The sequence below is a fragment of the Bacillus sp. CHD6a genome, assembly GCF_001293645.1.
Lineage (GTDB): Bacteria > Bacillota > Bacilli > Bacillales > Bacillaceae_I > Sutcliffiella_A.
The window spans coordinates 21,750-42,235 of the sequence record NZ_LBMD01000014.1 but is presented as its reverse complement, the minus strand read 5'-3'; the positions used below and the strand labels follow the sequence as shown (position 1 = coordinate 42,235).

At 40.8% G+C, this 20,486-nt stretch carries 19 protein-coding genes; 1 reads left to right on the top strand and 18 read right to left on the bottom strand.

What is annotated here, in order from left to right:
• Positions 1-94 precede the first annotated feature (94 nt).
• The 5 genes from recG to AAV98_RS12245 all read right to left on the bottom strand — a co-directional run bounded on the left by recG (position 95) and on the right by AAV98_RS12245 (position 5,916).
• Positions 95-2,143: an ATP-dependent DNA helicase RecG gene (gene recG / locus AAV98_RS12265; protein ID WP_082380883.1), complete on the bottom strand. Its 2,049-nt coding sequence runs from the start codon at positions 2,141-2,143 to the stop codon at positions 95-97.
• Complete coding sequence (gene sdaAA / locus AAV98_RS12260; protein WP_060665861.1) at positions 2,136-3,023, bottom strand: L-serine ammonia-lyase, iron-sulfur-dependent, subunit alpha; 888 nt, start codon at positions 3,021-3,023, stop codon at positions 2,136-2,138. The genes recG and sdaAA overlap by 8 nt, the downstream gene beginning before the upstream one ends.
• A 60-nt stretch (positions 3,024-3,083) precedes the next feature.
• Positions 3,084-3,746 carry an L-serine ammonia-lyase, iron-sulfur-dependent subunit beta gene (gene sdaAB / locus AAV98_RS12255; RefSeq protein ID WP_060665860.1) on the bottom strand — a complete coding sequence of 221 codons (663 nt, stop codon included), beginning with the start codon at positions 3,744-3,746 and terminating at the stop codon, positions 3,084-3,086.
• 114 nt (positions 3,747-3,860) lie between these two features.
• Positions 3,861-5,537 (bottom strand): DAK2 domain-containing protein, encoded by a 1,677-nt coding sequence (locus tag AAV98_RS12250; protein WP_060665859.1) that lies wholly within the window; start codon positions 5,535-5,537, stop codon positions 3,861-3,863.
• Positions 5,538-5,553: 16 nt separating this feature from the next.
• Entirely contained in the window at positions 5,554-5,916 is a 363-nt protein-coding gene (locus AAV98_RS12245) for an Asp23/Gls24 family envelope stress response protein (RefSeq protein ID WP_010193134.1), read from the bottom strand.
• A 364-nt stretch (positions 5,917-6,280) separates the two neighbouring features.
• On the opposite strand from AAV98_RS12245, the gene rpmB reads away from it, so the two are divergent.
• A complete protein-coding gene (gene rpmB, locus AAV98_RS12235) occupies positions 6,281-6,469 on the top strand; it encodes a 50S ribosomal protein L28 (RefSeq protein ID WP_010193132.1) in 189 nt (62 codons plus the stop codon).
• A gap of 480 nt (positions 6,470-6,949) precedes the next feature.
• Here rpmB and spoVM read toward each other — a convergent pair whose 3' ends face one another.
• The 13 genes from spoVM to coaBC all read right to left on the bottom strand — a co-directional run bounded on the left by spoVM (position 6,950) and on the right by coaBC (position 19,845).
• Positions 6,950-7,030 (bottom strand): stage V sporulation protein SpoVM, encoded by an 81-nt coding sequence (gene spoVM, locus AAV98_RS12230; RefSeq protein ID WP_060665857.1) that lies wholly within the window; start codon positions 7,028-7,030, stop codon positions 6,950-6,952.
• A gap of 71 nt (positions 7,031-7,101) precedes the next feature.
• Positions 7,102-7,758, bottom strand: coding sequence for a thiamine diphosphokinase (locus AAV98_RS12225; RefSeq protein WP_060665856.1), 657 nt, complete (start codon positions 7,756-7,758; stop codon positions 7,102-7,104).
• A gap of 56 nt (positions 7,759-7,814) precedes the next feature.
• Positions 7,815-8,000, bottom strand: coding sequence for a hypothetical protein (locus AAV98_RS12220; protein WP_060665855.1), 186 nt, complete (start codon positions 7,998-8,000; stop codon positions 7,815-7,817).
• A 52-nt stretch (positions 8,001-8,052) separates the two neighbouring features.
• A complete protein-coding gene (gene rpe, locus AAV98_RS12215; protein ID WP_060665854.1) occupies positions 8,053-8,706 on the bottom strand; it encodes a ribulose-phosphate 3-epimerase in 654 nt (217 codons plus the stop codon).
• 4 nt (positions 8,707-8,710) lie between these two features.
• The gene (gene rsgA / locus AAV98_RS12210) at positions 8,711-9,589 is read right to left on the bottom strand and encodes a ribosome small subunit-dependent GTPase A (protein WP_060665853.1); all 879 of its coding nucleotides are present in this window, start codon (positions 9,587-9,589) and stop codon (positions 8,711-8,713) included.
• Positions 9,590-9,607: 18 nt separating this feature from the next.
• Positions 9,608-11,581, bottom strand: coding sequence for a Stk1 family PASTA domain-containing Ser/Thr kinase (pknB, locus tag AAV98_RS12205; RefSeq protein ID WP_060665852.1), 1,974 nt, complete (start codon positions 11,579-11,581; stop codon positions 9,608-9,610).
• 5 nt (positions 11,582-11,586) lie between these two features.
• Positions 11,587-12,336: a Stp1/IreP family PP2C-type Ser/Thr phosphatase gene (locus AAV98_RS12200; protein ID WP_060665851.1), complete on the bottom strand. Its 750-nt coding sequence runs from the start codon at positions 12,334-12,336 to the stop codon at positions 11,587-11,589.
• A 9-nt stretch (positions 12,337-12,345) separates the two neighbouring features.
• Positions 12,346-13,437, bottom strand: a complete 1,092-nt coding sequence (gene rlmN / locus AAV98_RS12195; protein ID WP_060665850.1) for a 23S rRNA (adenine(2503)-C(2))-methyltransferase RlmN — start codon at positions 13,435-13,437, stop codon at positions 12,346-12,348.
• Between the two features lie 3 nt (positions 13,438-13,440).
• Entirely contained in the window at positions 13,441-14,778 is a 1,338-nt protein-coding gene (rsmB, locus tag AAV98_RS12190) for a 16S rRNA (cytosine(967)-C(5))-methyltransferase RsmB (RefSeq protein ID WP_060665849.1), read from the bottom strand.
• A gap of 1 nt (position 14,779) precedes the next feature.
• Positions 14,780-15,727 (bottom strand): methionyl-tRNA formyltransferase, encoded by a 948-nt coding sequence (gene fmt, locus AAV98_RS12185; RefSeq protein WP_060665848.1) that lies wholly within the window; start codon positions 15,725-15,727, stop codon positions 14,780-14,782.
• A 6-nt stretch (positions 15,728-15,733) separates the two neighbouring features.
• A complete protein-coding gene (gene def, locus AAV98_RS12180; protein WP_060665847.1) occupies positions 15,734-16,213 on the bottom strand; it encodes a peptide deformylase in 480 nt (159 codons plus the stop codon).
• An 18-nt stretch (positions 16,214-16,231) separates the two neighbouring features.
• Positions 16,232-18,643, bottom strand: coding sequence for a primosomal protein N' (priA, locus tag AAV98_RS12175; RefSeq protein ID WP_060665846.1), 2,412 nt, complete (start codon positions 18,641-18,643; stop codon positions 16,232-16,234).
• A complete protein-coding gene (coaBC, locus tag AAV98_RS12170; protein ID WP_060665845.1) occupies positions 18,640-19,845 on the bottom strand; it encodes a bifunctional phosphopantothenoylcysteine decarboxylase/phosphopantothenate--cysteine ligase CoaBC in 1,206 nt (401 codons plus the stop codon). The genes priA and coaBC overlap by 4 nt, the downstream gene beginning before the upstream one ends.
• Positions 19,846-20,486 lie beyond the last annotated feature (641 nt).

Sequence of the window (20,486 nt, the reverse complement as noted above, 5' to 3'; positions counted from 1 at the left end):
TATATACATAAAATGCATATTGCAAGACAAAATTTCGTGACGTCGAAACAAAAAGGCAGAGAAAGCCTGCTAAAATGGCTTCACACTGCCTCTATCAATCCAACTTGTCACCATCTAAAATCCCCGAGTGTTCGATCATTTCTCTTAACCCTTTATATTCCTCATCCACCCAGAAGCTTTCAGAGTAAAGAAGATCGTAGGCATCCTGTCGCGCTACTTCGAGAGCGCGATAATCATGGACCATGTCTGCTACTTTAAATTCAGGGACCCCGCTTTGTTTTCTGCCAAAGAAATCCCCAGGTCCCCGGAGTTCCAGATCCTTCTCTGAAAGCACAAAACCGTCGTTTGTTTCTGTCATGATTTTCATGCGTTCTTTTCCGACTTCTGATTTCGGATCTGCAAGCAGAATGCAGTAAGATTGTTCACTGCCTCGTCCAACACGGCCGCGAAGTTGATGCAATTGAGAAAGACCAAAACGTTCTGCATCATAGATTACCATCATCGTCGCATTTGGTACGTTAACACCAACTTCTACAACGGTCGTCGAAACAAGCAGTTGCACTTCATTTTTGCTGAAAGCTTCCATGACTTTTTCTTTTTCATCAGAATTCAACCTCCCATGCATTAACCCAATACTCCAGTTTCCTCGGTAGTAATGCGTTAGCATATCGTGCACATCTATAGCATTTTGCACGTCCAGTTTTTCCGATTCCTCGATAAGAGGGCAGATGACATATGCCTGTCTACCTTTTTGCAGCTCTTTTTCCACGAACCCTAATACCCTGTCTATCATTTGGTGTTTCGCCCAGTAAGTTTCTATTGCTTTTCGCCCTGCTGGCATCTCATCAATAATCGAAACATCCATTTCACCAAAAGCTGTAATGGCAAGCGTTCTTGGAATCGGCGTTGCAGTCATAAACAGAACATCTGGATTGGAGCCTTTCTCGCGGAGCACCCTTCGTTGTCCTACCCCAAATCGGTGCTGCTCATCAGTAATGACAAGGCCTAGTCTGTTAAAGTTCACTTCGTCTTGTATTAATGCATGAGTTCCGACCAGGATATGTATTTCACCATTAGACAATCGTTCCAATAGTTCCCTGCGTCGCTTACCTTTTACAGAACTTGTTAACAACTCTATGTTGACCGGTGTTTCATTAAATAGACTTGTTAGGGATTGGGCATGTTGTTCTGCAAGTATTTCCGTTGGCACCATTAACGCCCCTTGATAACCCGATAGGTGTGCAGCATATAGAGAAATTGCCGCAACCACAGTTTTACCGGACCCAACATCACCTTGCAATAAACGATTCATGCGGAAAGGTGATGTCATGTCGCCTACTATTTCTCCTAACACTCTATTCTGTGCACCTGTAAGCGGGAATGGTAAGTTGCTGATGAATTGGTCTAGCGCCCTATCAGAAAACTGGTGAACCAGTCCTTTTGTTTGTTCACGTTTGTATTTTCTTAATGCTTGAATCTTTAGCTGGAAAAGCAAAAATTCCTCATAAACGAAATAGCGTCTTGCATGTTTCAACGTTTCTTGATTGACTGGGTTATGTAGCGCTCGTATGGAATCCCCTTTTGAGGGTAATTTGTATTTTTGTAAAAGTGTAGGAGGGAGTGCACTTTCCAATTCGGGTCCATAAGTTTTCAGTGCGTTACTAATAAACTTTCGCATTTGTTTGACAGTAATATTTCCTTTAACCGAGTAAACAGGTTCGACTTCACTTTCTTTCATGAATGGACCAAAATGAATTTCCATGACCGTAATAGTTTGTCGATGTTGATCCCATTTTCCGGTGATCGTGATAGTATCATTAATGGAAAGTTTATTCTTGTAATATGGTCGGTTGAAACATACCGCCTTTACTAAAAAACGGCCGACAAAAAATCGAAACGTCAGCCTGGATTTCTTTTTGCCAAAATACATAAGAGAAGGTTCCCCATGAACCTTCCCTTCGACCGTTATTTTCTCTTCATGTTTTACTTCTGATATATCTCTTAGCCTGTAATCCTCGTATCTGTAGGGGAAATGCATCAACAGGTCTTCTACTGAGAAAATACCCATTGCATGCAGGGAGTTTGCGGTCTCTTCCCCTATGCCTTTTAAGGATGTTACTGTCATTTCGGATAAATTAGTCACCTTTTTGTAAGGGAACACCAAATATTTTCGCTTCCAATTCACGACCAGTTGGTGTTGCCGCCAACCCTCCTTGAGCAGTTTCTTTAAGTGCAGTAGGCATTGTTTGTCCAATCTTGTACATTGCATCAATCACTTCATCACACGGAATGGTGCTAGTGATACCTGCCAGTGCCATGTCTGCTGCGACCATTGCATTTGCTGCTCCCATTGCATTACGCTTCACGCATGGTACTTCTACAAGTCCTGCAACAGGGTCACATACTAATCCTAACATGTTTTTTAGTGTAATGGCCATTGCTTGTGCACATTGATCAGGTGTTCCCCCTGCCATTTCCACAATAGCAGCTGCCGCCATCCCAGAAGCGGAACCTACCTCAGCCTGACATCCGCCTGCAGCACCGGAAATTGAAGCGTTGTTAGCAACAACAAACCCGAAAGCTCCTGACGTGAACAAGAAGTTGATCATTTCTTCTCTTGTCGGATTAAGCACATTTTTGACCGCAAAAAGGGTTCCAGGAACGACTCCGGCAGAACCAGCTGTTGGAGTGGCACAGATTGTACCCATGGCTGCATTTACTTCATTTGTCGCCACTGCTTTACTTACTGCATCTAATATATTTTTACCTGTCAGGAAATTACCTTTTTCAATATATTTTTGAAGAAGAACCGCATCTCCGCCCGTTAAACCGGAAACAGATCTTACCCCCTCAAGGCCTCTTTCTACCGCCTGCTCCATAATCGTAAGATTTTTGTCCATCTGTTCAAAAATGTCCGCGCGTGTTCTGCCCGTAAATTCCATTTCCTGTTCAATCATAATTTCTGAAATTTTCTTATTACTGCTTTGTGCTAATTCAATCAGTTCTGCAACATTACGAAACATAATTTTTCCCCCTTAAGAGCTATACATCGTTTGAAAGCGCTATCATTATTATTCTAAAAGCTAGTCTACAATCTTTGTAACTTGAGTGATGTTAGGTAATGCAGTTAGTTCTTTAATTACTGCATCATCAATATTCTGATCCACTTCTATGGTCATTAAGGCTGTTTTTCCTTTTTCCTTGCGGGAAACCTCCATATGGCCTATGTTAATGGCGAATTTCGCTAAAACATTGGCAACTCCAGCTATCGCACCGTAACGATCATCATGCACCACAAGCAAGGCAGGATGATTTCCTGAAAGCTTCAGAACAAAACCGTTAAGCTCTGTAATCTCAATTTTCCCACCGCCTATCGAAATACCGACAAGCTCCAATTCTCCGTGTTCATCTCCTATTACAACTTTTGCTGTATTCGGATGGTCTGTGACGGCATCTTCTTCATGAAATGAAATGGCAATTTCTAATGAATCTGCTATTTGAAGGGAGGTTTTAATTCTTTCATCAAATGTATCAAAATCAAGTATGCCACCGACAATTGCTACATCTGTTCCATGCCCTTTATATGTTTTAGCAAAAGAACCGTAAAACGATATGTTTGCCCACTTTGGCTGCCTGCCGAAAAGGCTTCTTGCCACACGCCCGATTCTAGCTGCTCCGGCTGTGTGGGAACTTGATGGTCCTATCATAATCGGGCCAATAATATCAAATACACTTTTATATTTCATGCCTGCCCACTCCCCTATGTCGATTTGCTGTTTCATTCACCAGCAAATTTTCTTTTTATACACATACAAAAGAAGGGTGTTAGCCCTTCTTTTGTTTTCAAATATTATATTAGCCTACTCAATCGAAAAGATAAAGGAATATAGTGGCTGTTTTCCATTATGGACTTCCACTTCGACATCCGGATACGATTCTTCTAACTCATTCACAAGATCTTCCACGTCTTCTTCTGTTACATCTTCACCGTAGATGATAGTAAGAATTTCGGAGTCTTCGTCAACCATAGTGGTGAGTAGTTCCTTTGCAGCGGATTTTTTGTCTTTGTTAGTAAGAACAATTTTCCCGTCAGCAATTCCCATGAAATCATCTTTTTGAATTTCAACACCATCAATATTTGTATCTCTGACTGCGAAAGTAATTTGTCCAGTTTTTACAGAGCCTAGAGCTTCTTTCATTGTCGCTTCATTGTCAGCGAGCTCTCCTGTCGGGTTAAATGCAAGGATTGCTGCCATTCCTTGTGGAACTGTTTTACTTTCCACAACCGCCACGTTTTGATCAGCAACTTCTGCTGCTTGTTTTGCAGCCATGATGATGTTGCTGTTATTTGGAAGGATAATCACGTTATCAGCGTTCACATCTTTGATCGCTTTAAGGATATCCTCTGTGCTCGGGTTCATTGTCTGGCCGCCTTCAATGACCGCCTTTGCTCCGATGCTCTTAAATAGCTCAGCGATCCCTTCGCCCATCGCAACCGTGATAATTCCAAATTTCTCACGTTTTTTGTTTACTTCAGGTTTTGTAGCAGGATAATCATCTTCTTCAAAAAGTAGGTTGCTATGCTGTTCTCTCATGTTCTCAATCTTCATGTTGATCAGACTTCCGTATTTTTGACCATAAGTCAAAACATCTCCTGGCTGTTCCGCATGAATGTGTACTTTTACAATTTCCTCATCTGCAATAACCAAAAGGGAGTCCCCATATTGAGATAGGTCGTTACGGAAGTTTTCTTCTGTAAAAGGATTAGCTTTCATTTTTTCCTCTTCAAACTTGACCATGAACTCCGTACAATAACCGAACTCGATATCTTCTGTATTGATGGCAGAGTGAACACTCTTATGGTGTTCTGCATTAACAAGCTCGTTCATCGTTGTAGTAGGAACGATATCTTCAATGCTTTGTCCCTTCAGCTCCGCAAGGAATCCTTCATAGATATAAACTAATCCTTGTCCGCCACTGTCCACTACTCCTACTTCTTTTAACACAGGAAGCAGGTCTGGTGTGCGCTTAAGAGAAGCATTTGCTTCTTTTAATGTCTCTTCCATCAAAACAATGATATCTTCTTCATTTTTAGCAACTGCAACAGCTTTTTTAGCAGCATCTTTCGCTACAGTAAGAATGGTTCCCTCCACAGGCTTCATAACAGCCTTGTAAGCTGTTTGTACTCCTGTTTCAAGCGCTTGTGCAAAGTCTTTACTTGTAATCGTTTCTTTAGACTCAATATGCTTTGAGAATCCACGGAATAATTGAGAAAGGATAACTCCAGAGTTACCTCTTGCACCCATAAGTAGGCCTTTAGCCAGTGCCGAACCAACCTTCCCAATATGTTCAGAAACATTGCCCTTCACTTCTTTCGCTCCTGAAGTGATGGAAAGATTCATATTTGTTCCCGTATCTCCATCTGGAACCGGAAAAACGTTCAACGCATCAACTGTTTTAGCGTTGTTTGATAGATGATTTGCACCCTGGATGACCATTTGTGCAAAACGTTTCCCATTTAGAACTTTTATTGACACTAAATTTTCCTCCTTATTACGGGTTCGTAACTCGAACTCCCTGTACATAAATATTTAAAGAATCAACGGAAAGACCGAGCATTTGATTTAAGGTATATTTTACTTTGGTCTGTACATTGTGAGCCACTTCGGAAATCTTTGTCCCGTAGCTAACGATGATGTACATATCAATATGTAGCTGATCTTCTTCTTGGCGCACAATCACGCCTTTTGTGAAATTTTCTTTTCTAAGGATCTCGGATAACCCATCTTTCAATTGGCTTTTAGAGGCCATGCCTACTATTCCATAACAATCAACTGCAGCTCCACCAGCAATAGTAGCAACTACATCGTTAGAAATATCTATTTGACCATAGGATGTTTTTAGTTCGATGGACATAAAGGTTCCCCCTTCAATTGGATTTTTCACCTTGTCTACACGCTATTTTACTATAAAAACGTTCATTTTAAAAGCAGGCGGGTACTATTCTAATAATACTATTATTATACTGAATGCTAAAAACATGTATGTCAAGGTTTTTTTCTTGAAAGCTTTCCTTAGAACTATTGCAAAGTGTGGGGTAGTATGTTAAATTATATAAGTATTTTCAAGAGATTATTTTGGTAAAGAAAAATGATATAGAAGGGTACTTCTATGGACGTAGACCTTATGTATGGTTTTTCTCGCAATAATAAGAAAGTACTTTCTTATTACTAATGAAAATATTGAATGATGTTTCTTTGTAGTTAGGAGGGAATTGAACATGGCACGTAAATGTGTAATCACAGGCAAAAAGACTGGTTCTGGAAACGCACGTTCTCACGCAATGAACTCTACTCGTCGTACTTGGGGTGCAAACCTTCAAAAAGTTCGCATTTTAGTAGACGGTAAGCCAAAGCGTGTATACGTTTCTGCAAGAGCTTTAAAATCAGGTAAAGTTGAGCGCGTTTAATTTATAAATGCGCACATAAAGAAGCGACAGGAAGCTAGTCTTCCTGTCGCTTTTTACTTTGAGTTGATTTATGAGGGTACATCTAGGTTGACATAACTATTTTATCGTGTATACGGTTGAAAATTAGTCGAAATGAGTTTAGATTGTATGTTTTTGGTCCTTTTTAGCATGTAAAAATTGGTTCGGACAATATTTTGGCAACTTCGGTCTTTTTCCCTAGTATTTTTAAGGTGGTTCGGACAATTCAATTGGATGTTTGGTCAACTTTACAGTGACGTTCGGTCACTTAAAAAATTGGTTCGGTCATTTTCCGGAAAACTTCGGTCAACTTCGCAAAATCTTCGGTCAACTTTTGAAAAACTTCGGTCAAAATCACCAAAACTTCGGACATTTGCCCAATCTGCACCCGTTACCCCCATAACCTTCCACATTCAAGCATACTCCATACATTTATAAAAAAAGCACCCTTAACCAGGTGCTTTACTCCTTTTTAAACGACCCAAGCATCGCTCGGATTATTCCTCCCAAGAACCTAGGTAGTTTGATTGTATAAAATTTCATTACATTCCCTCCTCCGAACTTTTACCTTATTATTCATTCAGGTTGCAAATTAGCGGATCGCTGGGACCGTTTTAGGATAATGGATGATAATCACGGCTCCTTATCACCATTAATATGCCTTCATCAAATGAAAAAGTACCAATTTCCACTTCAAGTTCATTACTAATACATAGTGTGTCCCCGAAGCGAATATGCTTTTTTTCTAATGGATATTTAAATCCTGTTAGTGTAATGCCTTTTACATCAGGAGTGATGGGCATAAATGAGATAAATGGTAAAAAAACATCTTTTTTAATTGAGTATGTACCTTCCTTGCAAGCAAAAAGTTTATTTTGAATATCATGGATTTCAATCAATGTAGTTCTCTCCAGGCCCTTCAATACAAGCTGTATGTTTCCTAGAAAGTGATCCAACCTTCCACCAGTTCCTCCAAATATTCTAATGAGTGCTGGGTTTTGTTCAAGTGCCCAGTTTACTGCAAGTTCTGTATCTGTTTCATCTTTTTCGCTTGGATAGATCTCTGCGTGAGGTAGTTGAGTTTTTATGTTTTGAAGTTCTTCACTTGTAATGGAATCAAAGTCTCCGAAAGCTTTGGCTGGAAAGATATTATGTTCAAGTAAATATGTAACCCCTCTGTCAACCCCTACCCAAATCACATCTTCCCCTTGCCAATCATGCAGTTTGGGCATTCTCTCTGTCGGTCCCCCTGCAACAATATGTATATTCAATATGGCTCTCCCCTTCTTCTTTTTTAATATAAAAAAGCCTTCTATACGAAGACTTTTTACGTGCTGGAGGAATCGTCATAATCGTAACGGAATCCATCGAGTTGTTTAATTTCCGCTCCACCTGCAGAGAATTTCTTTAGCAGTTGTTCATACATGTCAATCTCGTTATAGTCGGTGCTATTGGCCAATGCGGAATGTAACGCTTGTTCCAGTATTGCCTGGTCATCCTTGGAAATATTCATCTTAGAAATCCTCCCTCACCATTTACCAATAGCATTCCGCACTAAGATAAAATTATGACAAGTTGTTCCTGATGGAGGAGATTGCTTGTTTGCGATCTTCTTTGTTGTAAATGGCAGAGCCTGCAACGAGAACATTTGCACCTGCTTCTACGCAAAGCTGAGCTGTTTCAGGATTCACACCACCATCCACCTCAATATCAATGGTCAATCCTCGTTCTTCCACCAAGGTTGCAACCTGTTGGATTTTCGGCAACACATCGTGAATGAAAGCCTGTCCACCAAAACCAGGGTTGACTGTCATTAAAAGTACCAAGTCCACATCATTCAAAATAGGAATGATGCTTTCTACCGGTGTAGCTGGGTTGATTACCACTCCAGCTTTCACGCCTTGTGATTTGATAAGCTGAATGGTGCGGTGAAGATGGCGGCATGCTTCCACATGTACAGAGATAATATCTGCACCAGCTTTAGCAAAATCCGCAATATATGCATCAGGGTTCTCAATCATTAGGTGCACATCTAACGGCAACTGTGTGATGGGGCGAACTGCTTCTACGATTAATGGGCCAATGGTGATGTTTGGCACAAAATGTCCGTCCATCACATCAATATGAATATAGTCTGCTCCTCCTTGTTCCACATCTGTAATGTCTTTTCCTAAGCTGGCAAAATCTGCACTTAGAATGGAAGGGGCGATTTTTATCATATTTTTAGTACCTCGGCTTTCTGTCTTTTATCTCTTCTACAAAAGAAACGTAATGTTTATATCGATATTCTGCAATTTCTTCTTTTTCAACCGCTTCTTTTACGGCACATTTTGGTTCTTTTAAGTGAGTACAGCCTCTAAATTTGCAAGCATGGCTTTTCTCTACAAATTCAGGAAAACAATCTTTAACTTCTTCTGCTTCCATTTCAAGGAACTCTAATGAACTGAAACCCGGAGTATCCGCAACAAAACCGTGGTTGATTTCCATCAACTCCACATGCCGTGTTGTGTGTTTCCCTCTCCCTAGATGGGAGGAAATGTTATCCGTTTTCAATTCTAGTTCAGGGCGTAAAACGTTTAAAAGAGATGATTTTCCAACTCCTGATTGTCCTGCAATGACAGAAGTCTTATCTTTCAAGTATGGCAAAATTTCCTTAAGCTGCTCTGGTTCCTTTGTAGATGTTAACAGCACTTCATACCCTATGGAACGATAATACTCGGCGAACTTCATAAGGTTTGCATCTTCATCCAGCAGGTCCATTTTGGAGATACAAATTAAAGGACTTACTCCTTTGGATTCAATCAACACAAGGAATCGATCCAATAAGACGGTACTGAATTCAGGTTCCATCGCGGAAAACACAAGGATTGCTTGATCAATGTTAGCGATTGGCGGCCTTACTAGCTCGTTTTTTCGAGGCAAAACGTCCATAATGTATCCTTCTTGGTCGTTCTCCGCTTGAAATACCACGGAGTCCCCAACTAGAGGGGTTATCTTATTTTTCCGGAAAACCCCTCTTCCTCTGCATTGGGTAATTTCGCCATCCGCTGTCAAAACATAGTAAAAGCCGCTCAATGCTTTGACAATCTTGCCTTCTGGCATACACTCACTCCTTAATAATTACTCTATGTCGTCATAGTTGATGGTTTTATTTTCCACTTCTTTCCCATCTACAACTACCCGATATTTAGCCTGTTGCTTATATGCCACAGTTATCGTGAAACTTGTAATTAAGTCCTCTGTAATAATGAAGGTTTCTTTCGGTTCATCATTCATAGTGTTGTTAAGGTCCTCTAAATATAATTCAACTGTCTGCTCTGCACCTTCTTCTTCCGGATCATACTTTACTTCAAGTGGTATATCCACTGTCTTATCACCAGGTTGAGGCCCATCAGAAACGATAAGTTTGATGGTATCGCCTTTTTTCACCTGGGCTTCTGGTGCAGGCTCCTGTTTAATAATATTCCCTTCAGATACAGAATCATTATACTCTCTTGTAACTTCTGGAACTAACATTAAGCTTGCAAGATGTCGTTGCGCAAACTCAATGGACGACCCTTGGTAATTATCGAGTTCTATCGGACTTGAACCCATAGAGACAATGAGTTTAACTACTGTTTCTTCTGGGACTACACTTTCTCCGGCTTCGGGATCTTGTCCGATGACTTCACCTTCTGGTACTTCATCAGAATGAATTTCTTCTAATTCATAATCATTATAATCTGCTGATTCTATTCTATTAATAGCTTCATTAACAGGAAGCCCCGAGTAATCAGCCATATCGACTTTTTCCTTACCTAAGCTCTGAAAGATGGTAATTGCTTTGCCTTCTTTTACTATTTCTCCAGCTTCAGGGAAAGTTCTCGTTACTTTTCCTTCTTCTATGTCATCACTTGGTTCTTCTTTAGGTTCTTCTAAAACAAAACCTAAATCAATTAATTCTTTCACTGCATCGTCATACTCCTTACCTGACACATCAGGAACCGTTACATCTTTCGGTAGAAGCATGGATGGTAGAAGAGTAAATGCAGCAACCCCGCCACCAACAAGCAATAAAAACAGGACTAATAAAGCAATGACCCATTTCTTCTTTTTCTTCTTTTTAGGTGGAGTTGGTTCTTCTGCCTTCTCGCTTGCAGGTTTATTTTCTGGTGGACGAATTCTAGTTTCATCTTCATTGGTAATATTGTTTAAGCCGCCTTTAATGATCGGTATTGCCTTTGTCGCCTCTTCATCGTCATCTGGAATGTAAAATTTAGGTTCGTTCATACGGCTTGGTTCAAGCGTCGTCATTACATCCGCCTGCATTTCATCTACTGATTCATAGCGGTGAAGTGGATCTTTTGCCATTGCCTTCAATACAACATTTTCCATACTTTGAGGTAACGTAGGATTCCAACGTTTTGGAGATGGCGTTTGTGATTGTAAATGCTTTAGAGCAATAGAAACAGCTGATTCCCCTGAAAACGGCAATCTTCCTGTTAACAATTCAAACATAACGATTCCTAATGCATAAACGTCAGATTTTTTCGTTGCCAAACTTCCTCTTGCTTGTTCAGGAGATAAATAATGAACAGAACCTAAAAGCGAGTTGGTCTGAGTGATCGTAGTAGAACTTAAAGCCATAGCTATGCCAAAGTCCGTCACTTTCACTGTCCCGTAATCATCAATCAAAATGTTTTGCGGCTTAATATCCCGGTGAATGATCCCGTTCTCATGGGCATGAGAAATAGCTGATGTCAGTTGGTTCATAATTTCAACTGCATTGTATTGTTCCACAGGTGCATATTGTTGAATGTACTGCTTTAATGTTTTTCCTGAAACATGCTCCATCACGATATAGTAAATATCATCTTCTTCGCCAATATCATAAATGCTTACAATGTTCGGATGGTCTAGACTTGTTGCAGATTGTGCTTCTCTTCTAAAGCGGCGAATAAATTCTTCATCATTTGCAAAATCTAACCGTAATACTTTAACTGCGACATCACGATCCAAAATCATGTCATGGGCAAGGTAAACATTCGCCATTCCACCGCCACCGATGACTTCCCTAATTTTGTAGCGATCATTTAATCTTTTGCCTATTAACACCTATTTCACCCACTCCCAGCTTCGGAGACAGATAATTTCAAGATGGCAACCGTGATATTATCTTCCCCACCGTAATGGTTGGCGCGTCTTATTAATTCCTCTGCCTTTTCAGACAATGCATGGTTCCCGTTGTTTAAAACCTCAACTAGCTCCCGGTCTTTCACTTTGTCACTCAAACCGTCTGAACAAAGGAGAATATATCCTGGGTCATCATATGTAATGGTTTTTATATCTATTTTCACTGTTTTTTCTGTCCCTAAAGCCTGTAGTATAACATTTTTTCTAGGATGATGTTCTGCATCTTCCTTTGATATTTGCCCAGTTTTAACGAGTTCATTTACAAATGTATGATCTTCTGTTAGTTGCTTGGCATTTTCCTCTGAAATAAGATAAATTCTGCTGTCACCAACATGTGCCAGGGTTACAAAAGTATCGCCAATGATAGCAGCAACAATTGTAGTCCCCATCCCATTGCATTCCTCATGGGTATTTGCATGGTCAAACAGTGTTTGGTTGGCTTGAAGAATGAACGTCTTCAGCCAAATTTCAGCAGGTTCAGGGGAAGAGATGTTGGTTGTCTCTTCCCACACTTCCTTGATGTGACTTACTGCTCTTTCGCTAGCCACTTCACCTGCTTGATGGCCCCCCATGCCGTCACAAACCACTGCAAGCTTTGTGCCGTCTTTATTAACAAAAATTCCCCCATTGTCTTCATTATGTGAACGAACTCTCCCTCTATCTGTTAAAAAGACCATTAACCATTGTCACCTCGTCTCTTCTTTCCGCTCCTTCGCACGCAATTGTCCGCATGCAGCATCAATGTCGTGACCTTGCTCACGACGAACTGTAACGTTGACCCCAAGGTTTTTCAACGTTTTTTCAAATAAATTAATTTGTTCTTTTGGTGTTCTCACATAATCACGTTCTGGTACGTAATTCACTGGAATCAAATTGACATGACATTTCATGCCTTTTAAAAGTTGTGCCAATTCTTCGGCGTGTTCTACCTGATCATTTACTCCACCGAACAAGCCATACTCAAAACTAACACGACGACCTGTTTTTTTGATGTAATAACGGATAGATTCCATTAGTTCAGGTAGTTTATATGCTCTATTAATAGGCATCAGTCTTGAACGTATCTCTGTGTTTGGTGCATGCAGGGAAACAGCAAAGTTGATTTGCATGTTTTCATCGGCAAACTTATAAATCTTAGGGATAATTCCACTTGTAGAAACGGTAATATGACGTGCGCCGATATTAAGCGCTTTGTCATGGTTAATTATTTTTAAGAAGTCAAGCATTTCATCGAAGTTATCAAAAGGTTCCCCAATCCCCATGATTACTACATGACTGACACGTTCATCCATTTCATCAAGAGCTTGTTGCACCTTCACAACCTGGGCAACAATTTCTCCTGCTTCCAGGTTACGTTTTAACCCTCCAAGAGTAGACGCACAGAATGTACACCCGATTCGGCAACCTACCTGAGTGGTGACACAAACAGAATTTCCGTATTCATGCTTCATCAGAACTGTCTCAATGGAATAACCATCATGCAGTTCAAATAGGAATTTCATCGTTCCATCAGAAGATGTTTGTTGCACAATTGTCTTTAATGTCGTTAGTGCATATGTCTCTTCCAGCTTTTCTCTTAAGCTTTTGGAGAGATTGGACATCTCTTCAAAGGATGTCACACGCTTTTGATAAAGCCATTCAAAAATCTGAGTTGTTCTGAATTTTTTCTCTCCGATACTTAGTAACCATTCTTCCAATTCGTGCAATTGTAAAGAATAGATGGACGGTTTACGCGTTGCTTCTTCTTGTTTGAGTTGTTCTTTTGTTTTATGTTCCATCTTTTACACCTGCCTTTTTAGTCTAACAATAAAAAATCCATCTGTACCAAAATAGTGAGGCAATAGTTGGAGCATACCTTCTTTAACATAGCTGTTTACCTTTTCTGGCAGTAATTCTTTAATGTTGAAATCTATTTCAAACTCTTTGTTTTCTTCTAGAAATGCATGAACAACATCAGCATTTTCTTCTTTATCAATTGTACATGTACTATATACCAAAGTTCCACCTTTTTTTACAAGAGGTGCCACTTCCTTTAGTATAGCCAATTGAATGGAAGCTAATTGCTTGATGTCCTGCATGGACTTTGTATATTTCAAGTCGGGCTTTCTGCGGATCACTCCAAAACCTGAGCATGGTGCATCCACTAGGATTTTATCAAACTGTTCCGGTTCGAAAATTTCTTGGGCCTTTCTGCTGTCGAGCGCCTGTGCTTCAATGTTGGATAGATTAAGTCGCTCTGCTTGATCTTTTATCAGCTTTACCTTGTGATCATGGAGGTCAGTTGATATTACTTTCCCACTATCCTTTAACAATTCGGCAATATGCGTTGTTTTCCCTCCAGGTGCAGCACAGCAATCGTAAACATAGTCTCCCTTTTCAACACCTAGAGCCCTGGCTACTAGCATGGAACTCTCGTCTTGTATCGTCATATAGCCGTTTTTATAAGCATTGGAATAAGCCATATTTCCTTTTAAAGAGACAATGCTTTCGTCTGCAACCTCCCCTTTTTCTACATTAAATCCTTGTGCGGTAAGCATGTTTAATACTTCATCCACTTCTGCTTTCGCCGTATTTGCCCTTGCCGATTGGTGTGGAGGAACAAGGTTCATTTCACACATTCTTTCTGTGTCATGAACGCCGTATTGTTCTATCCATTTCTCCACTAACCACTTAGGATGGCTTGTTGAAACGGTTATGCGTTCTACATCATTTTCCATTTCCTCCAGATCAGGTACACCGTCACGCTGTAAGGACCTTAACACGCCATTGACAACAGACGCAACACCTTTGTGACCTCTTTTTTTGGCAATTTCTACCGCTTCATAAATAGCTGCACGTGCAGGAACTTTGTCAAGATACAACATTTGATACAAAGTCATCTTTAAGAGGACTTTTACCCAATCCTGCAACTTTTTTTGTTTTTCAATATAGGAAGTCAAATAAAAGTCCAAGGTGATGGTTCGTTGAATGGTACCGTAAACTATTTCTGTAAAAAGCCCGGCATCTTTTTTAGATAACTTACCTGAATCTAAATAGTTGTTTAACAATAAATTACTGTAGGCTTGCTTTTTTTCGACATTTAATAATGCCTCTAAAGCAAGTTCTCTTACATTTTTCATTTTAGTCTCCTAGCTTTGTGCCTTCTGATAAAGAAGCTCCTGCACCGTTCAAATATTGTGTACCAGTCATTCTCTTCTTACCAGCCAGCTGCAAATCTGTTATTTTTATCCCTGTAGTATTGCCTGTTTTGACGATGAAACCGTCCTCCTCAATTCCGATGATGGTCCCAGGTTCAGCGTCTTTCGCCGTTTCTATTTTCTCACCCCACCAAACTTTCATGACTTGTCCTTCCATGGTTGTATATGCAACAGGCCATGGATGCAAACCGCGTATATGGTTATAAATTCGCTCGCCATCCATTGTCCAATCAATCTTTTCCTGTTCACGCTTGATGTTGGATGCAAACGTTGCTTCTTCATGGTTTTGGACTTCCGCTTTTAGCTTTTCATTAAAAAGTTGAGGAAGGGTTTCTGATAGCAGCTTAGATCCGGCTACACTTAATTTATCATGCAACGTACCGACATGGTCACGCTCTTCAATGTTCACTTCCACCTGTGTCAGCATATCACCAGCATCCAATTTTTCTACCATATACATAATTGTAACACCTGTTTTTTCATGACCCTGAATGATCGAGTAATGAATTGGTGCTCCGCCTCGCAATTTTGGAAGCAAGGAAGCATGGACATTAATACAGCCATATTTCGGGGCATCAAGCAGGGGCTTAGGTAAAATCTGCCCGAATGCTGCCGTTACAATCAAATCCGGCTCTAAGGAAGTGATTTTTTCATACTCCACAGCTTCTTTAATTTTTTCCGGTTGATAAACAGGGATGTTATGTCTCTCTGCCTCTACTTTTACCGGGGGTGGTGTTAACACCTTTTTTCTGCCTTTCGGGCGGTCAGGCTGAGTTACTACTGCAATTACTTCATATCCGTCATGGATAATTTGCTGCAAGACTGGTACTGCAAAATCCGGCGTCCCCATAAACACAATTTTCTTCTTCATTTTCTATCACCCTTCTACTTCCAACTCATCTGGTTCAAAATATCTTAAGACTTTAGATGTGAACAATACACCGTTTAAATGGTCTATCTCATGTTGTATAGCACGGGCAAGGAATCCTCTTGCCTCCAGCTCGTACCATTTGCCTTTACGGTTCTGTGCGCGTATCTTCACATAATCGGCGCGTTTCACATCTCCATACAAGTCAGGAAAGCTTAAACAGCCTTCAGGTCCTACCTGTTCTCCTTCTTCTTTAATGATTTCAGGGTTAATTAATTCTAGCTTCCCGTGTTTATCATCAATATCTACAATCGCGATTCTTTTTGCGATACCTATCTGCGGTGCTGCAAGGCCGACCCCGTCTGCCTCAAGCATCGTATCATACATATTGTTCAGGAGTCGAATCAACCTTTTATCAAAAAGAGTAACCGCCTCACAGTTTTGTTCCAAAACTTGCGCTGGGTACTTCACAATATCTAGTATAGTCAATCTTAATTCCTCCAACTGTTACATAAGCATATATGGATTTAGGTCAATATGAACTGCTAGTTTATCTTGATCCATTTGTGTTTGATATTTTTCTATTACTGTTTTTAATGCTGCGTGCAGATTTGGTTCTCGCTTATACTTAATGATACATTGATACCTGTAGCGGTCTTTTATCCTCGCTATAGGAGAAGCAACCGGACCAAGTATAACAGCCTCATCTGATAATTGCATGTTTAAAAAATGGGTAATTTTTTCTGTCACCGTGACCACTTTAGTTAATTCCTGATGTGTCACAGTAACTAGCGCCAAAAAGTAAAATGGCGGATATTGATGCAGTTTTCTAATTTGCATTTCTTTTTGGTAAAATTCCAGGTAGTTGTGTGTGCCGGCAAGCTCCACACTGTAATGTTCCGGGCTATACGTTTGAACCACCACTTCGCCGGCCAATTCGTGTCTCCCAGCTCTTCCACTTACCTGTGTGAGGAGCTGGAATGTTTTTTCGGAAGAACGAAAATCAGGAACGTTAAGCATCGTATCTGCCGTCAATACTCCGACAAGGGTTACAAGCGGAAAATCAAGCCCTTTGGCAATCATTTGCGTACCAAGCAGAATATCTGCCTTTTGGTCACCAAATTGCTGCAAAAGCTTTTCATGGGAGCCCTTCCTGCTCGTCGTATCAACATCCATCCTTATAACCCTCGCTTGTGGAAGGAGTTTTGTAAGTTCTTCCTCGACTTTTTGGGTACCTGTCCCAAAGAAACGAAAATGTTCACTGTCGCAAGATGGACACGTTGAACGGACAGGTTCTTCGTAGCCACAATAATGACATTTCATTTGATTGCTGCTTCGATGATAGGTCAACGAGATGTCACAATGAGGACATTCCACCACATATCCACAGTCTCGACACATTACAAAAGAAGAATAACCCCTTTTATTTAAAAATAAAACGGATTGTTCGCCTCTTTCCAGTCTAGACTGGAGCTTTTCAAGAAGGCTTCTCGAAAACATTGACCTGTTCCCGTCTCTCAATTCTTCTCTCATGTCGACAATCTCCACTGCCGGCATTCCTTGTTCACTCATTCTCTTGTCCATCGTCAGAAGTTTATACACCCCTTTGGATGCACGGGCGAAGGTTTCAAGTGTGGGGGTGGCACTGCCAAGAACAACAGGGCATTGGTGATATCTGCCCCTTTCTAAAGCAATATCGCGGGCATGATAACGCGGGGTGTCCTCTTGTTTATAGCTTGTTTCATGTTCCTCATCTATGATGATAATGCCTACATTTTCAAAAGGAGCAAAAATAGCGGACCTGGCGCCTACTACAACCTTTACTTCCTTTCGGTGTATCTTTCTCCATTCATCGTATTTCTCTCCCATTCCAAGACCGCTGTGCATAACAGCCACGTCAGAACCGAATCTTGATTTGAAACGGTTGACCATTTGCGGCGTCAGAGCAATCTCGGGAACAAGAACAATTGCTTCTTTTCCTTGCTTAAGTACAGCATCCACTGCCTGCATATAGACTTCTGTTTTACCACTCCCCGTGACACCGAACATAACAAACGCTTCATGCGTATGTTGTTCAATGGAATGGAGAATGGGAATGATAGCTTCTTGTTGTTGTTGGGTCAAGGGAAGCGCTTGAGACTTTTCAAATTCCCTGTTTTCATAAGGATCTCTGTATATTTCTTCATCATTTTCTGAGAGGATACCGAGTTTTACTAATGCGTGAATCGCACTTGTCCCAATCTGCAACTCTTCTAACAGAGTTTTTTTGTCCATTTTTTCAATATTTGTTTCCAAGAAAAAGTCCAACAGCTTATGTTGGGCGGCAGCACGAGCAGAGATTTTCTTTTTTGCTTGTGAAAGGGCCTCATTCGGCACCTGTACCATTACTACTTTTCTCGTTTTCTTAGAAAGTTTATCTTTTACTTCGTAATATACTTCTAGAACATCCTGTTCCATCAGCTGTTTGATTGTTTTAAAGTGACTGGTTCCTGCCACCTCTTCAAATTTCACGCGATTGGATGTGTGAAAGAATGGTTGAAGCTCGGAAGGGACTCCTTCTATGTTTCTGGCAATTAGCCATTTTTCATATTTTGCCTTTAATGCAGCTGGTAACATTGCTTGGTAAGCTGAAATAGTAAAACACAGAGTATGGTCTCGAAGCCAGTCTGCCAGTTGCATAAGTTCTGATGTCAGAATAGGCTGTATATCTATCAAAGATGTGATCGGACGTGTTTTAGGGACGGTGGTACTTTCTTTCACATCCACGACAAAACCTTGAATCTGCCTTGGGCCAAAAGGTACATTCACCCTCATTCCAGGTTGTATGAACCCATTCCATTTCGCAGGAATCTCATAATCAAAGGCTCTATCCGTTTGTTTGGCAGGAACATCAACAATCACACTAGCATAATAGGTCATCGTTTTTCCTCAAGTGTCGCTGCGACTTCCTCAAGCAGTGCATAAGCCACATCCTGTTTGGTCATCATCGGCAGAGAAATGCTTGTGCCATCTTTTTTATAGATGGTTACTAAGTTTGTATCTGTTCCAAATCCAGCACCTGCAACTGTTACATTGTTTGCTACGACATAATCCAAGTTTTTCTTAGCAAGCTTACCTTTGGCATATTCCTCTACATTATTCGTTTCAGCTGCAAATCCTACTAGCACCTGATGTTCTTTTCTTTCGCCTAATGTTTTGAGGATGTCTTTCGTCCGTTCTAACTCTAGTACGCTATCCCCGTCCTGTTTTTTCATTTTAATGTCGGAAACAAACTTAGGACGGTAGTCGGCAACGGCAGCAGATTTTACGACAACATCGGTTTGTTCATAATGAGCGATCACAGTGTTAAACATTTCTTCTGCAGATTCCACTCGAATTGTTTTTACATTCGGAGGATCAGGAAGGTTTGTCGGCCCTGATACCAGGATAACTTCTGCACCTAAATTAGCAGCAGCTTCTGCAATGGCATACCCCATCTTGCCTGTTGAACGGTTAGTGAAAAAGCGTACAGGATCCACTTTTTCAATAGTAGGGCCTGCTGTGACTAGAATCCTTTTCCCTGCTAGCGTCAAGTTGTCATGTTTTTGAAAAAAACGCTTCAGTCCTTCGACAATGGTTTCAGGTTCTTCCAATCTACCCTTTCCTACATAACCACACGCCAAAAAACCTTCTCCCGGTTCCATGAATCGATACCCGAAAGACAAAAGCCGCTCCATGTTTTGCTTAACTGCAGGATGATCATACATATGTACATTCATAGCTGGTGCAATCCATACAGGGGCCGTACTTGCCAATAAAGTTGTCGTAATCATGTCATCCGCTAAACCGTTGGCAAGCTTTCCAATTACATTAGCAGTCGCTGGTGCCACTAGCACCACATCTGCCCAGTCTGCAAGGTCAATATGTGAAATAACGGAAGGATTCTTTTCTTCGAATGTATCTGTGAATACTTCGTTTCTTGATAAGGCTTGAAAAGACAACGGTGTAACAAATTTGCAGGCAGACTGGCTCATAATTACCTTTACTTCCGCACCTTGCTGAACTAATTTACTTGTTAAAGCGACTGCTTTATAGACAGCTATACCACCTGTTACACACAATAGGATTTTTTTATTTTTCATTTCACAACCCCCGTCATGTACTAGAAATTCTACTTTACCCCATTAATCCTCTTTCCCTTAAGTCACTTGCCTCATGAAGAAAAACCGTGCAATATCCGCCCGGTCCTTTTTATTGTGAAAATTTTTGCGGTTTGGTTAATCGCCGCTATTCCTTTCCGCAAATGGCTTCGCTTTCCCAGGGGCGCTGCTGGAGCCCCCTCGGCTACGCTGAAGCCACTGAAAAAGGCCTTGATTTTGAAATTTTATTAAACACCGCTGTTGATTTCCGCAAATGGCTTCGCTTTCCTAGGGGCGTTGCTGGAGCCTCCTCGGCTACGCCTGCGGGGTCTCCAGCTAACGCTATCTCCCTCAGGAGTCTTCGCCTTTTGCTCCAATCACCAGCTAGGAATCAAAAAAATTTATTTTTTCAGTTTTTCAGTGGCTTCGCTACGCCTGCGGGGTCTCCCCCTAGGGCTATCTCACTCAGGAGTCTTTGCCATTTGCTCCAATACACAGCTAGAAGTTACTTGAGCGAAAGTTTATTTCATTTTCAGTTAACTCATTTAGATGCCTTTTCACAAAACCTTAGGTAAGCGAAATCAACCGAACTGTACACTTTCTTTCTTTTTAAAAAAATAACAACCTATTTCTAGGTTGTTATC

Excerpts from the sequence above, each read along its gene's own strand:
- priA (WP_060665846.1), bottom strand. The coding sequence starts at position 18,643 with ATGACCTATTATGCTAGTGTGATTGTTGATGTTCCTGCCAAACAAACG.
- AAV98_RS12200 (WP_060665851.1), bottom strand. The coding sequence starts at position 12,336 with ATGGTCTTTTTAACAGATAGAGGGAGAGTTCGTTCACATAATGAAGAC.
- spoVM (WP_060665857.1), bottom strand. The coding sequence starts at position 7,030 with ATGAAATTTTATACAATCAAACTACCTAGGTTCTTGGGAGGAATAATC.
- coaBC (WP_060665845.1), bottom strand. The coding sequence starts at position 19,845 with ATGAAAAATAAAAAAATCCTATTGTGTGTAACAGGTGGTATAGCTGTC.
- rpe (WP_060665854.1), bottom strand. The coding sequence starts at position 8,706 with ATGATAAAAATCGCCCCTTCCATTCTAAGTGCAGATTTTGCCAGCTTA.
- AAV98_RS12220 (WP_060665855.1), bottom strand. The coding sequence starts at position 8,000 with ATGAATATTTCCAAGGATGACCAGGCAATACTGGAACAAGCGTTACAT.
- rpmB (WP_010193132.1), top strand. The coding sequence starts at position 6,281 with ATGGCACGTAAATGTGTAATCACAGGCAAAAAGACTGGTTCTGGAAAC.
- rlmN (WP_060665850.1), bottom strand. The coding sequence starts at position 13,437 with ATGGAACATAAAACAAAAGAACAACTCAAACAAGAAGAAGCAACGCGT.
- rsgA (WP_060665853.1), bottom strand. The coding sequence starts at position 9,589 with ATGCCAGAAGGCAAGATTGTCAAAGCATTGAGCGGCTTTTACTATGTT.
- AAV98_RS12245 (WP_010193134.1), bottom strand. The coding sequence starts at position 5,916 with ATGTCCATCGAACTAAAAACATCCTATGGTCAAATAGATATTTCTAAC.
- sdaAA (WP_060665861.1), bottom strand. The coding sequence starts at position 3,023 with ATGTTTCGTAATGTTGCAGAACTGATTGAATTAGCACAAAGCAGTAAT.
- rsmB (WP_060665849.1), bottom strand. The coding sequence starts at position 14,778 with ATGAAAAATGTAAGAGAACTTGCTTTAGAGGCATTATTAAATGTCGAA.
- fmt (WP_060665848.1), bottom strand. The coding sequence starts at position 15,727 with ATGAAGAAGAAAATTGTGTTTATGGGGACGCCGGATTTTGCAGTACCA.
- sdaAB (WP_060665860.1), bottom strand. The coding sequence starts at position 3,746 with ATGAAATATAAAAGTGTATTTGATATTATTGGCCCGATTATGATAGGA.